16 protein-coding genes are annotated in these 13,667 nt (G+C 58.1%); all 16 read right to left on the minus strand.

The features are described from left to right. Nucleotides 1-113: 113 nt before the first annotated feature. A complete protein-coding gene (gene flhA / locus ACTNBK_RS11745; protein WP_441146287.1) occupies nucleotides 114-2,204 on the minus strand; it encodes a flagellar biosynthesis protein FlhA in 2,091 nt (696 codons plus the stop codon). A 27-nt stretch (nucleotides 2,205-2,231) separates the two neighbouring features. After that, nucleotides 2,232-3,296, minus strand: coding sequence for a flagellar biosynthesis protein FlhB (gene flhB, locus ACTNBK_RS11750; RefSeq protein WP_441146289.1), 1,065 nt, complete (start codon nucleotides 3,294-3,296; stop codon nucleotides 2,232-2,234). A gap of 36 nt (nucleotides 3,297-3,332) precedes the next feature. After that, entirely contained in the window at nucleotides 3,333-4,106 is a 774-nt protein-coding gene (locus tag ACTNBK_RS11755; RefSeq protein WP_441146291.1) for a flagellar biosynthetic protein FliR, read from the minus strand. 10 nt (nucleotides 4,107-4,116) lie between these two features. Beyond that, nucleotides 4,117-4,362 (minus strand): flagellar biosynthetic protein FliQ, encoded by a 246-nt coding sequence (locus ACTNBK_RS11760; protein ID WP_441146293.1) that lies wholly within the window; start codon nucleotides 4,360-4,362, stop codon nucleotides 4,117-4,119. 14 nt (nucleotides 4,363-4,376) lie between these two features. Continuing rightward, the gene (gene fliP / locus ACTNBK_RS11765) at nucleotides 4,377-5,036 is read right to left on the minus strand and encodes a flagellar type III secretion system pore protein FliP (RefSeq protein ID WP_441146295.1); all 660 of its coding nucleotides are present in this window, start codon (nucleotides 5,034-5,036) and stop codon (nucleotides 4,377-4,379) included. Between the two features lie 3 nt (nucleotides 5,037-5,039). Continuing rightward, a complete protein-coding gene (locus ACTNBK_RS11770; protein ID WP_441146297.1) occupies nucleotides 5,040-5,396 on the minus strand; it encodes a flagellar biosynthetic protein FliO in 357 nt (118 codons plus the stop codon). 29 nt (nucleotides 5,397-5,425) lie between these two features. Beyond that, the gene (locus ACTNBK_RS11775) at nucleotides 5,426-5,791 is read right to left on the minus strand and encodes a response regulator (protein WP_441146299.1); all 366 of its coding nucleotides are present in this window, start codon (nucleotides 5,789-5,791) and stop codon (nucleotides 5,426-5,428) included. Nucleotides 5,792-5,832: 41 nt separating this feature from the next. Continuing rightward, nucleotides 5,833-7,236 carry a flagellar motor switch protein FliN gene (gene fliN / locus ACTNBK_RS11780; protein ID WP_441146301.1) on the minus strand — a complete coding sequence of 468 codons (1,404 nt, stop codon included), beginning with the start codon at nucleotides 7,234-7,236 and terminating at the stop codon, nucleotides 5,833-5,835. Nucleotides 7,237-7,241: 5 nt separating this feature from the next. After that, entirely contained in the window at nucleotides 7,242-8,255 is a 1,014-nt protein-coding gene (locus ACTNBK_RS11785; RefSeq protein ID WP_441146303.1) for a flagellar motor switch protein FliM, read from the minus strand. Nucleotides 8,256-8,323: 68 nt separating this feature from the next. Then, nucleotides 8,324-9,094, minus strand: a complete 771-nt coding sequence (locus ACTNBK_RS11790) for an OmpA/MotB family protein (protein ID WP_441146305.1) — start codon at nucleotides 9,092-9,094, stop codon at nucleotides 8,324-8,326. A gap of 30 nt (nucleotides 9,095-9,124) precedes the next feature. Then, nucleotides 9,125-9,955 carry a motility protein A gene (locus tag ACTNBK_RS11795; protein ID WP_441146307.1) on the minus strand — a complete coding sequence of 277 codons (831 nt, stop codon included), beginning with the start codon at nucleotides 9,953-9,955 and terminating at the stop codon, nucleotides 9,125-9,127. A gap of 49 nt (nucleotides 9,956-10,004) precedes the next feature. Beyond that, a complete protein-coding gene (locus tag ACTNBK_RS11800; RefSeq protein WP_441146309.1) occupies nucleotides 10,005-10,220 on the minus strand; it encodes a flagellar FlbD family protein in 216 nt (71 codons plus the stop codon). A gap of 78 nt (nucleotides 10,221-10,298) precedes the next feature. Beyond that, complete coding sequence (locus ACTNBK_RS11805) at nucleotides 10,299-11,390, minus strand: flagellar hook-basal body complex protein (RefSeq protein WP_441146310.1); 1,092 nt, start codon at nucleotides 11,388-11,390, stop codon at nucleotides 10,299-10,301. Between the two features lie 100 nt (nucleotides 11,391-11,490). Beyond that, nucleotides 11,491-11,883 (minus strand): TIGR02530 family flagellar biosynthesis protein, encoded by a 393-nt coding sequence (locus ACTNBK_RS11810; protein ID WP_441146312.1) that lies wholly within the window; start codon nucleotides 11,881-11,883, stop codon nucleotides 11,491-11,493. 33 nt (nucleotides 11,884-11,916) lie between these two features. Further along, entirely contained in the window at nucleotides 11,917-12,492 is a 576-nt protein-coding gene (locus ACTNBK_RS11815; protein ID WP_441146314.1) for a flagellar hook assembly protein FlgD, read from the minus strand. 17 nt (nucleotides 12,493-12,509) lie between these two features. Beyond that, nucleotides 12,510-13,640 carry a flagellar hook-length control protein FliK gene (locus ACTNBK_RS11820; RefSeq protein ID WP_441146316.1) on the minus strand — a complete coding sequence of 377 codons (1,131 nt, stop codon included), beginning with the start codon at nucleotides 13,638-13,640 and terminating at the stop codon, nucleotides 12,510-12,512. Between the last annotated feature and the right edge of the window lie 27 nt (nucleotides 13,641-13,667).

Here is a 13,667-nt window from a genome sequence, read left to right on the forward strand (position 1 = left end):
CGCGGGGTTTACCGCGCTATGGTTTTTGCACCCTTGAGATGCCCTAATCTCTTTCGATTCCCATTTGCCTGTTTGCGGGCCGCTCTTTCCAACTGTTTTGCTCATCTCTTTGATCAGATATGCTGCTCCTGGGGCTGGAGCGTGATGTTTCCGATGGCCTGGATCTGTACGTTGCTGGTAATCTCGTTGAAGGAGAGCACATAGATGTCCGGATAAAACTGTGCGATCATCCGGCTGACGTAGACCCGGATCACCTGGCTGGTCAGCACAATGGGCGTAGCGGAGAGGTCGTTGAACTTCTTACGCAGCTCCCCCAGCTGGGCGATGACCTGCTGCATGATATCCGGACTCAGTGCCAGATAGACCCCCCTCTCGTTCTTGGTGAGTGCGGAGAGGATCTTGGTCTCCAGACTTGCGTCCAGGGTGACCACCCGGAGCTGGCCGTTGTCGCAGAACTTGCGGGTGATGGTGCGGCTCAGGGCGCCCCGGACCTGCTCGGTGATGAGATCGACATCCCGGGTGGTGGAACCGGCGTCCACAATGGTCTCCAGAATCGTGCTCAGGTCCTTGATAGGGATGCCCTCCTTGAGAAGGCTGCGGAGGATCTTCTCCAGGTTGGCGTAGGTCACCACATTGGGGATGGCATCGGCCACCAGCTCCGGCTCTGTCTTTTTCAGGTTTTCCACCAGGAGCATGGTCTCGCTGCGGTTCAAGAGCTCGTAGGCGTGCTTCTTGATGGTCTCGGAGAGGTGGGTGAGCATCACCGTCAGGGGGGAGATCACCGTATAGCCGTAGATCTCCGCCATCTCCTTGTTCTCCGGCAGAATCCACCGGGAGGGGATACCGTAGGCCGGCTCCACCGTCTCGATGCCGTCAATCTCGCCGCTGGGGTTGGCCGGCTCCAGAGCCAGGTAGTAGTCCACCAAGATCTCGCCGGAGGCCACTTCCTCTCCGCGGATGCGGATGACGTACTGGTTGGTCCCCAGGGACGCCCCGTCGTGGAGCCGGATAGAGGGAATGACAAAGCCCATATCCTGTGCGTACTGACGGCGGAAAATGACGATGCGGTTGATGAGCTTTCCGCCGCTGTTCTCATCCACCAGCGGGATCAGGCTGTACCCAAACTCCATCTCGATGGGTTCCACCGTCAGGAGGGAATACACGTTGTTGATATCCTTGTAATACTCCGCCTCGCTGGGCGCCTTGGTCTCGGGCACCGGGGCAGCGCTTTCCGCTGCGGTCTGTGCCTCACCCTCAGCCTCCTTCTGGATCTTTTGGCTGCCAAGATAGCCGCCTACGGCCAGGGCCGCACCCACCGCCAGCAGCGGCAGGGTGGGCGTGCCAGGGACAAGGGCCAGAAGGATCAGGATGACACCGGTGGCGAGGATGGCCCTGGGCTGAGCTGTGAACTGACGGATTACATCTGTGTTCAGGCTGCCGTCGGACACGGAGCGGGTGACGATCATACCGGTAGCGGTGGAAATCATCAGGGCGGGCAACTGGGAGACCAGGCCGTCGCCGATGGTGGCAATGGAGTAGGTGCTCACCACGGTGGCCATATCGCCGCCGCCCTGGACCACACCGATGATGAGGCCCGCCACAAAGTTGATGACTGTAATGATAAGGGACATAACGGCGTCGCCCTTGACGATCTTGGTCGCGCCGTCCATGGCGCCGTAGAAGTCGGCCTCCTTCTGGATCTTGTACCGGCGAAGGCGGGCCTGTTCCTCATTGATGAGGCCGGAGCTCAGATCGGCATCGATGGCCATCTGCTTGCCGGGCATGGCATCCAGAGTGAAGCGGGCTGCCACCTCGGACACACGCTCGGCGCCCTTGGTGATGACGATGAACTGTACCAGAACAATGATGAGGAAGATGAGCACACCGATGACGATGTTGCCTTGGGTAATCAGCTGTCCGAATGCCTTGATGACCACGCCGGCATTGCCCCCGTTAGAGAGGATAAGCCGGGTCGAGGACACATTCAGTCCCAATCGGAACAGCGTTGTAATGAGGAGCAGAGAGGGAAAAATGGAAAATTCCAATGGCTCCGAGATACTCATGGTGATCATGAGGATCATGATGGACAGGGAAATGTTCACCACAATGAGGATGTCCAGCATGAATGTGGGCAGCGGGATCACCAGGAAGAGGACGATCACTACAACCATCAGCGATATTGCGTTGTTGAATATCCGTCTCATCGTCTTCTAGGTTCCTACTTTCTCGCCTTATTTCAGTTTGCCGTCCATCCGATAGAGGTACACCAGTACCTCCGCCACTGCGTTATAGAGTTCCGGCGGAATGGGCCGGTTGAGCTCCGTCGTCGCATAGAGGGCACGGGCCAGTGGAACGTTCTCCACCACCGCCACGTGGCTCTCCTCGGCCTTGTGCACGATGCGCAGGGCCAACTCGTCCTGCCCCTTGGCCAGCACCACCGGAGCTGCGTCCTGGTCCGGACGGTAGCGGAGGGCCACCGCAAAGTGGGTGGGGTTACGGATGACCACATCTGCCTTGGGTACCTGCTGCATCATCCGGGACTGGGCCATCTTCCGCTGGGCCTCCTTGATCTTGCCCTTGACCTGGGGATCGCCCTCCATCTGTTTAAACTCCTCTTTGATCTCCTGCTTGGACATGCGGATCTGCCGCTCATAATCCCACCACTGGTAGAAGATGTCGGCCCCCGCCAATACGATATAGGCCACCATGATCTCCATGACCATCTGGAAGGCGGTGGAGAAGATGTGGGCAGCGGCACTGGTAAGATCGGTGTAAAAGTTTTTCGTAAAAAGGTCTACCACGCCGTCAATGAACTGATACATGAGGAGGAGGAGCACGCCGATCTTTAAAAGGCCCTTCAGGGCTTCGATGACGCTGCGCAGAGAAAAGAGCCGTCGCATGCCCTGGATGGGGTTCAGCCTATCCCACTTTGGTTTGAGAGACTCTCCGGAGAGGAGCATCTTGGTCTGGAACAGGGTCACCGCGATGCCTACCACCACGGCTACCGCCAGAATGGGGCCGGCGGTTTTTGCAAAGGTGAGGAGAAACTGCATCAGCAACCCATTCAGAGTACCCGTCAGGCTCTCGGTCTCCACGTCGGTGGCCAGGGCCATGCAGTAGCGAAGGAAAGCCTCCATCTGCTCCACCGCCCCAGGCCCCATCACCCGGATCACCGCGAAGCTGGCCAACAGCACCGCCACCGATACGGCATCGTTGCTGAAGAAGATATTGCCCTTCTTCCGTTCGTCACGTCGCTTTTTGGGGGTTGCTTTTTCAGTTTTTGAGCTGTCGGCCATGGCTCCCACCCCCCTATCGTGGCCAGCTGTCGGACGCTATCCGCCTCCGATGGTCTCCAAGACCTGCCCCAGGGAGGAGAGCATCTGGACTTCCGCACCCAGCAGAAATTCATTGATGGGGGTCAGGAAAAGGAAGAAGAGTCCCAATCCAATCAGGACCTTCAGCTCAATATTGATGACGAAGGCGTTGATCTGAGGAATGGCCTTCATCAGGATGCCCATGCCGATCTCGCCCAGCAGCTCCGCCGCCAGGATAGGCAGAGACAGTTTTACAGCCAGCACCATACAGGTGAGAAAGAGCTCCGCCACCAGGGACGCCACCGACTGTCCGAAAGAGGCAGTGCCATAGGGCAGCACCTCACCTGATGTGACCAGGATTCGCAGCAGGGTATAGTGCCCATTCTCTGCAAAAAAGTCCAGGATCAGCAGGATGTTGAGGAGAGAGCCGGTCACCGTCAGGTTGGCCTGCGTACTGGCATCGTAGATCTGCGCCATGGTCATGCCCATCTGCGTGTCAATGATTTCGCCACCCATCTGCACGATAGAGAGGAAGAGCCGAATCACAAAGCTCAGGGTGAACCCCACCCCCAGCTCCAGTAACATGGTGACGGCAAAGACAATGAGATTGGCCGGGAGCTCCGGTGACGCAACGCCCCCCGCACTGTAGGTGGCCACGGACAGGACCAGGATAAAACCGGCCTTCACCAGCCCCGGTACGCCGTTGCGCCCCCAGATGGGGTTGAACATAACGAAACCCGTCATGCGCATGGCGATGAGTTCAAAGAGATATAACTGCACCCAATCGATCATGTCGTCGCCTTCACATCAGAGTAAAGAGGTATCGGGTGTAGTCCAGCAGGGTCTCCAGCATCCAGCCACCGCCCACCAAGAGAATGAGCACTACCACAATGAGCTTGAGGATGAAGGAGAGAGACTGCTCGTGGATCTGAGTAACCGCCTGGAAGATGGCTACGAAAATGCCCACCACCATGCTCAGCAGCAGCAGGGGCGCACCGATCTTCAGCGCCACGCCCACGCCCTCCCGCAGCACGTCTGCGACTTCCATCTTGTCTTACCTCCTCATCGGAACCCCTGTACCAGGGTGGAAAAGAGCAGCTCCCACCCATTCAGGGCGATGAACAGCAACAGCTTGAAGGGCATGGAGATCATGGACGGAGGGAGCATAATCATGCCCATGGACATGAGGGTGGAAGCCACTACCACATCGATGAGTACAAAGGGTATGTAGAGGTAAAACCCGATCATGAAGGCCCGCTTGAGCTCGCTGGTCATGAAGGCGGGCACCAGGATACGCAATGGCAGATCCTTGGCCTCCTCCCCTTCCGGCACATCCGTATGAGAGAGGTCACAGAACAGCTTCAGGGAGCTGGTCTCCACCTGCCGGGCCATGAAGTCCTTCAAGGGCGCCTCCGCCCGGCTCAGGAACTCCTCCTGACCAATCTCCTCGGCCACATAGGGCTCATAGGCCTCGGTACGGATGGTATCCACCACCGGTGACATAGTAAAGAGCGTCAGAAAGAGCGCCATGCCAATGAGGACCATGTTGGGCGGGTTTTGCTGCAGGCCCATGGCCGAGCGCAGAAAGGAAAAGGAAATGATGTACCGGGTAAAGGAGGTCATCATCACCACGATAGAGGGCAAGAGGGTGATGAGGGTGGTGAGGAACAGGATCTCTAGGGTCTGTACCTGATCCCCGTTTACATTGATCAATGCGTCCACTGCTCAGGAACCTCCCCTGTCTCTTCGGTGCTCCACGACTTCCCGCAGGGCATCCTGGAACCGGATGGTGGGCGACGTGTCCTGCCCGCTCTCCGCTTCCTGCTTCCACCGTTCCGCCTCTTCGGGACTCACCTGCTCTAGGCAGGAGATCCCGCCCTGGGCGGCACCGAGGAAGTAGTACCTCTCCCCCATCTGCACCAGTAGCAGCTTCTGGTCCTTGCCGACGGTCACCTGTTCCAGCACAGTGAGTCGCCGGCCCCGGTACCGGATGCTGGTACTGCCCGCGGCCCTGCCAGCCACAAAACGGGTGAACGCATAGGCCAGCACCAGGACTGCCACGATGAGCAGGATGGTCCACAAAAGGCCCGCGATCTCCTTCAGCATGGAGCTTAGCCGTTGCCCAGAATGGAGTTGACCGTCTTCATCAGCCGGTCCTCCTTGAAGGGCTTGACGATGAAGTCCTTAATACCGGCTTGGACGGCCTCCACCACCATGGCCTCCTGGCCCATGGCGGAGCACATGACCACATTGGCGTTTCCGTCCTTGGCACGGATGGCCTTCAGAGCCTCCAGACCGTCCATGTTGGGCATGGTGATGTCCATGAGGACCAGGTTGGGCTTGATTTCAAAATACTTCTCCACGGCGTCCTTTCCATCCACCGCCTCATAGAGATCGGAATATCCATTCTTGGTCAGGGTGTCGCGGATCACCTTACGCATAAAGGCGGCGTCGTCAACGATCAAAATCTTGGCCATTTCTACTCATCCTTTTCTATACTGATTTCGTTTCCGATGGGTCAGTTCTTTTTCGCCATATCCAACAGCTGGGGCTGCTTGAGCACTTCTGTGATGCGGACGCCAAAGTTGTCGTCCACGACCACCACATCGCCCCGGGCCACACACAGCCCGTTGACGAACAAATCTACCTGGTCGCCGGCCGACTTGTCCAGCACCACCAGGGAACCCTTGGAAAAGGTGAGGATGTCCTCCACCTTCCGGCGGGTCCGTCCGATCTCTACCGAGACCTCTAGGGGCACCGACATAATGAGTTCCAGATTCTGGGCCTGCTCCTCACCGATTTCCTTGGCCACGTCCAGGGTGGGCAGCTGCAGGGGCCGGGTGTTGATAACCTTAGGCTCCGGCTGATAGGTCTGCTGCATGACGGGCGCCTGGACGTACTGGGGCTGGACATACTGGGGCTGCACCGGCGCCTGCTGTACCGGCGCATACTGGGGCTGGGCTGTCTGCTGCACCGGTGCGTACTGAGGCTGATCCGCCTGCTGCACCGGAGTAGCCTGGGGCTGGACAGCCGCCGGCTGTGCCTGGGGGGGCACCGGTTCTGGCGCGGGCTGAGACGGCTGTGCCATCCCACTCATGAGCCGCTCGATCTCCTCTTGGCTCATCTTCCCACCGCCGCTCTCGGCCGCGGGCGCCGGTTCCGGAGCGGGCTGGGACGGCTGCGCCATCCCGCTCATGAGCCGCTCGATCTCCTCCTGGCTCAGCTTTCCGCCGCTGCTTTCGGCTGCGGGCGCCGGCTCCGGAGCAGGTGCCGCCTGGGAAGGCTGCGGGCTCTGAGGCTGCGCTGCGGAGTCATCCAGTGCCCCCACATCCATCCCAAAGCCAAGCAGCAGCTCCCTGGCAAGGTCCACCGACATGACGTTGACAAATTCACTATTGAGGATATTTTCGATCTTCAGCATGAATCGGACCACCACCAGGAGGCCCTCATGGCTGCCAAAATGCTCTGACTTGAAGCTCTGGAGATCATCCAGGGTATAGGACTGTGGGGTGGAGATGTTGACCGGCCGGCCCAGGAAATCAGACAGGGCAGTGGAGGCCGCGCCCATCATCTGGTTCATGACCTCACACACAGCGCTGATGGTCAGATCGTTGAGTTCAAACTCCTCCTCAGGCATCTCAGAGCCCATGAGGATGTCCACGATCACCTTCACATCGCTGCGCTTGAGCAGCATGATATTGCTGCCCTCCAGACCGGACACATATTTGATCTCCACCGCGATGGCGGGCTCCAGATCACCCAGGCTGAACTCCTCCACCGGTACCACGGAGACCGACGGCGTGGTGATATCCACCCGGTGGTCCAGCAGGTTCGAGACCGCGGTAGCCGAGGACCCCAAGCTGATATTCATAATTTCGCCGATGGCGTCCAGCTCCATGGCGTTAAAAATCTTCTGCTCCATCGTCCTCACTTTTCCCTTCTTCCCTGGTCGTCATAGGTCTCTACGATCTTGACCGCCATAGCGTTGTTCTGTGTTCCCATTTTACCGCTGAACCACGGGCGCCCGCCGATATACAGTTGAACGGGGTCGGTGGCGGAGTGTCCTAGGTCAATGACATCGCCCACATGGAGATAATAGATATCCTGGAGCTGGAGGGTGGTCCGTCCCAACTCCGCGGTGAGTTCCAATTCGGAGTCCTTCAGAATTCCTAGGATCTCCTGGGAATTATCCTCTCCGCTGCCCCGCCCGGCCTGGTTGGCCGCGGCGATCCGGGCAAAGATATTCGTCAGCATCATTCCTGGCAGGCAGATGCTCATTCGCCCGGAGGCATTGGGAAAATTGATGTTGATGCCTACGATGACCACTGTCTCATCCACGCCGATGAGCTGCACCAGCGTGGGATTGGTCTCCACCCTCCGGAAACAGAACTCCAGATCGATATAATTTTCCCAGCTGCCTCCCAAGGTCTGGATCAGATCCTTCACAATATTCTCATAGAGCTTGAGTTCCAGATTCGTAAAGCTGTAACCGTTGGAGATCTTGGTACCCAGGTCGCCATCACCGCCCATGAGGCGATCCATCATGCTCAGCATGAGCGTGGTGGTAAAGTGAAAAAGGACCGGCGTATCTTCGGTCTGGGGTTTTCCCTCTACATCGATCCCGGCCAGTGTAAGTACGTCTCCCTCAGAAAGGGCATTTGAAAACTCGTAATACCGCTGCTCCTCTACTGACTCCACCTCGATCTCACAGGTGGTATGCAGCAGGCCGTTGATTCGAGAATTGATCATCCGGGTGTAATTCTCAAAAATACCGCTGAGCATTTTCAGCCGATCTTTGGTAAATTTCCGTGGGCTGTAAAAATCGTATTTACGGTATTTTTTCTCCGGACTTTTTTCCGCCGTGGCCGACAGATCCATCTCACCGCTGCGGGCGGCCGCCAACAGGGCATCAATTTGGCTTTGTGACAGAACTTCTGCCATGGTTGCACCTCCTATCCGGAGCCGACTCACAGACCCGACACATCGGTATCACTCTGCTCCCTTTTTGTTTACGTCGCCGCATCCTGATCATCCGCCGTTTCCCGCATGGTATAGTACTCCTCCACGCTGTCGCCTGCGCTGCCATCCAGCTCCAGGCCGCTGATGACCAGCTCCACCCGGCGGTTATGGGCACGCTCCTCTGAGGTGTCGTTGCTAGATACAGGACGCCACTGTCCATAGCCCACGCTGATCAGCCGGGCCGGATCAATGATATTCTTCTCCTGGAGATAAATCGTGACCACCGTGGCCCGGTTGGACGCCAGAAAGCGGTCCGCGGTCACATCATTGGGTGTATCCGGCGATGCCTGGGCAGTGTGGCCCAGTACCCGGATCTCATTGATGGAATCGGCCGCTTCCGCAATGGGCTGGGCGATCCCATCCAACACCGCCTTTCCGTCTTCCCGGAGAACATAGCTGTCGCCATCGAAGAACACGGTGTCGTCAAAGGAGATGAACACATAGCCACTCCCCTGGCTCAGGCTGATCTTATCGCTCAGGCCGGACTGGGACACGTATTGGGCCATGGTCTCATAGAGCTCCTCCATGGTCTGGTCCACATCGGCCTGCGTGATGCCCGATCCGGTACCCACCTCATGGCCGCCCGGCTGAGACTCCGTCACCGCTTCCGGGTTAAAGGACTCCACCAACGCGATCCACTTCTCTTTATCCATGCTGGACATGGAGTACAGCATGACAAAAAAACACAGCAGCAGCGTCACCATGTCGCCGTAGGTATCCATCCAGTTGGCACCGCCGCCGCCACTTTTCTTTTTTTTCATTGACTCCAACTCCCCGACGCCGCCGGGCTATCACTTCTCCCGGCCCTTTTTCCCTTTCTTCGCCTGTCCGCCCTCTCCGCCTTCGCGCGACTTCTGGCGCATAAAGGTCATCAGGCGCTCCCGCAGGAACTTGGGATTCTCGCCGGATTGGATGGCCATGATGCCCTCCACAATGATCTGCCGGCAGAGGACTTCCTCCTCATCCCGGGCAGTCAGATTGGCCGCGATGGGGTTGAAGATCACATGGGCGAGGAAAGAACCGTAAAACGTGGTCACCAGAGCCACCGACATATTGGGGCCCAGAGATTCCATGTCCGCGCCGTCCAAACCCTTCAGCATATTGATCAGACCGATCAGCGTACCAATCATACCAAAGGCGGGCGCCGCATTGGAGCCCCGCTCATACATGGCTACCACTTCCTGGTGTCGGGCAGAGGTCTGTTCAATATCGTTTTCCAGTATGCTGCGTACCCGGTCGGGGTCGTTGGCATCCACAATGAGCATAATGGCCTGCTTAAAGAAGGGATCCGTCTGCTCGTTGGCCTTCTCTTCCAACGCCAGCAGGCCGTTTTTTCGCGCAATCTGAGCCAGCTCTGTTAGTTTCTCCACATAAATATCCGGATCAAAGGCCTTCGCCCGCAGCATGATCTTCATGTGGGCGGGGAAGGATTTTGCCAGCTTCGGGTAACACGCGATGACCACTGACAGCGTACCACACACCACGATGAGAAGACTTGAGAGATCAAAGAAGTTGCCCAGTTTATCGAAAACAATGGGGGGTGTGGCGGTCAGGTCCACGGTGATACCAAATAATGTGAAGAAGATTGCCATGAGCAATCCGATCAAATACACGATATTCATAACGTCGATCCCTTCTATCTATGTCCGGTGTTGACGCCGACCGTTCTCGTCAGCACCGGTTTGTCACAGAGATTTCCCGGTGGATGTCCTGCACCTTGGCATTGTACTCCGCGATCTTCTGGATGATCTCCTCTACCGTATCTCGCACAAGATAGTAATCATGATTCATCATCACGATTTTACTCTCCGGGATGAGCTCGATAGACTCGATCTGGTTGTGGTTGAGCAGGAATCGCTCCCCGTTCATTTTCTGCAATGTGATCATGGGTCCTCCTTATATACGTGGGCCGCCGGGGGGGGGGCGCCCGCCCCCGCGGGGGGCCAGTGCTCAGGTGTCCATGGATCAGCGCTTCATGTTGACCAGCTCTTCCAGCATGGAGTCGGTCACCGTGACGATCCGGGTGTTGGCCTGGTAGCCGCGCTGGTAGGTGATCATGTTGGCAAATTCAGTTGCCAAGTCGGTGCCCGACTGCTCCAGGAAACCGGAGAGCAGGTCGGAACCCTTGCCAATCAGAGTATCCATGGAAGCGTTCGCATTATCAGCTGCCATGTTGTTGAGATATTGTCCAGCCAAGGCGCCGCCGGCGGTGTTGATAGCCATCTTGCCGGCGCCCTCCATGGCCTTGTAGTAGGGGCCCTCAGTGTGGGTGAGGCCGGCGGGGTTGGGCACGGTGGCCATGGCGATGTAGCCGATGGTCACCGGGTCACCGGTCTTGTCGTTGACACAGACCACCTTGCCGTCAGCGCCAATGCTCAGACTGTTGTAAGTAATGCACTCATAACCGCTGCCTGCATCATCAAAGGTCCCATAATCATTATTACCATTACCGTCAACACCGGGATAAATCGCATCTCCTACAGAAGAATTTGCAGGATCTGTACCTTTTCCATTTGCCGCCAAGGGCAAACGAAGAGGCACCAATTGGGTACTAATGCCATCACCATTCAGCCCGGCAGCAGTATCCTTGTTATTCCCATTCATATTACAGGTGGCAAACCCGTAGACAATGTTGCCGTAGTTATCGGTGAGATAGCCGTTGTTGTCGATCCGGAACTTGCCCACGCGGGTAAGCATCAGGCTGTTCAGATTGTTCAGACTCACGCCGGTCTTGTCGCCCACCAGGAAGAAGCCGTCTCCCTGGATGGCCACATCGGCGCCGTTACCGGTGGAGTCCACGTTCATGGAGGACATGTCCAGGTCGATGGTACCCACGCTGCAGCCGTAGCCTGTCTGGCGGGGGTTGGTGCCGCCCACGGTGTCGGTGCCGTCAGAACCGGCCGCCTGGGTGGAATAAATGCTCTCTTTGAAGGTGACGCGGCCGGGCTTATAGCCGGCTGTATTCACGTTGGCCACATTGTTGCCCACCACAGTCAAGGCGTCCATGTGGGCCTTCAGCCCGGAAATTCCCGCGCTCATTGCTCCTGTCAAAGCCATAGTTCAAGATCTCCTTTTTTCGCTGTCGACATCGCGGGCCGCCGGGGAGCGGTCAATCGGACCCTCCCCAGGGCATCCTGTCGGTCCTGCCCTCTGTGTATCACAGGATCACGGCGCCGTCGATGTTGGTAAAGATGTTTTCTTTCATTTCTTCTTGGGACATGGTCGTGATGACCCGGCTGTTGGGGACGTTGATGATAAAAGCCAGGCTGCGGTCCAGCGCCAGGATATTGGTTGCCCCCTTGGCCTGGGCCCGCTCCACTGAGTCGGTGAGCCGGTCCAGTAGGGTGTCAGTTACCTCAACACCGCGCTCCTCCGCCCGCGCCATGGCGTGCTTGGAAAACGCCACCTGCCGGGGTTCGGTCCGCTCCAGTTCCCGCTGAAGCACTGCACCGAATGCCTCGCCGCCGGTCTTTTCCGACGCACGTTTTTCAGCGGAGGTGCCGCCCTGGACCCCCTGGAGTCCCTGGATTCGCCCGATACGGTCAATCACACGCTGTCACCTGCCTCTCTTCGGCAGCTGCACTCACCCGACGCTCTGCTGTGCGCTCTCCCCGGCGGCTTCGTCGCCGCCTTCGGTGCCCTCACTGGGCTGCTCCGGCAGATCGGGCAGGGTGCCCACCGCCATGATGTCGTTCAGGGCATACATCTCGCCATCCACAAAGATGACAGAAGTGCCCTGATAAGTACCTGTACCGGTGACGGTGCCCACGATCTCCTGGATGTTGCCGTCCTCATCATACTGGCCCACGGTGACCGTCTTGCCCACCAGCGAAGCCGCATAATTGAGGGTACTGGCGCTGACCAGCGCCTCCAGGCTGTCCTGCACTGAGGTGAGCATCTGCACGGTGGACATCTGCACCAACTGGTTGAGCATGTCGCTGGTGTCCGCCGTGTTGTCAATGGTCTGATTCTGGAGCTGCTGGACCATCAGCTGAAGGAAATCATCAAACTGAAGCCCCATGTTATTGTCCGAATCCACCAGATTGATGCCCATTCGCTCCAGCTCTTCCGCAGTTGGCGTCCCGCTGGTCTTAGCTGTGTAGGCGCTGATGCCGCTGGTCAGGCTGTCCAGCGCCATGGGCATGAAATCGCTGCTCATCGTGTGTCACTCCTTTCTCACTGGGCCGTTGTAATCAGGCCCAGCCGAAGCTGCTGTAAAAAACGCTCCGGATCGGCGGGCTGCCGGCGCTGTTCCTGCTGCTGCCGCCCATCCTGACCACTCTGTCCGCCATTCTGGTCGGGCTGCTGCCAGGGCTGCTCGCTCTGAGCCGGCCGCTGGACTTCGATCCGCACCTCGCCCTGCTGGCCACTCTGAAGCATCATCCCCAGGGTGTCGGCGTGCTCGGCCAGAAGCTTGGCCGCCTGCTCGTTCTCGGTGTGGAGCACCACGTGGAGTACGCCTTCCGGTGTGCGGGACATCTCTACTACCACGTTGCCCAGGCGTTCAGGCGTAAGCTTCAGTTCCAGCCGTTGTGTACCGGCATCCAGAGCGGAGGTCAGTTCCTTGGTCAGCTTGGCGTCCATGTCGCCGGACTGGGTGTCCAGCACTGGGGCGTCACCCACTCGCTGGGGCATGCTCACGCTTTCCCGGAACAGAGGCCGCTCCGCTGTACCGGACTGGGATGTCAGAACCTCGTAGTCGTTGGTCCGAACATCTTCACCGTTCTCCGACGTTGGACGGTCCTGGCTGCTGCTCTCCTCTTCACTCTGAGGGGCGCTGCTTTGCTCCATCTGGGGCGTGGAGACTGTCTCCTCCACCGGCGCTTCCGTATCAGTCGCGGGTGTTTCCACCGCCTTTTCCGGTTCCTCAGGCAGGGCTTGCACAACCGGCTCTGCCGGCTGTTCTGCCTGGAGCTCCTGGACCGTAGCCTCCGCATTCATCTCAGGTACAACCACCTGTGCATCCTGAGTGGTTTCCGGCACCGTCGGGAGTTCCGTCAGAGCGTTCACCAGCTGGGTCTGTTCCTCTCCGGTAACCACCACCGCTGCCGCAGGGATTACGACGGGCTGGGTCAGTACTGCCGCCTGAGCGACCAGCGCATCCGCTGAAAGCTCCGTCTTCTGCTCCTCCTTGCCCTCTGCTGGCTGTTCCTTCTGCCCGTTCAGCGCCGTCCGCTTCTCATCCAACAGGGTGCGGAAATCCTGTCCTCCGTCACCTTTCTTGGTGCCGGTACTCTGTGGCAAGGTGTTCTGAGCGGACTGGACCGCCATGTAGGCCATCTGGAGCAGCATACTATTCTGATCCATCTTTTTCACCTCCTTTCACTTTCTGTT

The sequence above is a fragment of the Intestinimonas sp. HCP28S3_D6 genome (genome assembly GCF_052065695.1).
GTDB lineage: Bacteria > Bacillota > Clostridia > Oscillospirales > Oscillospiraceae > Intestinimonas.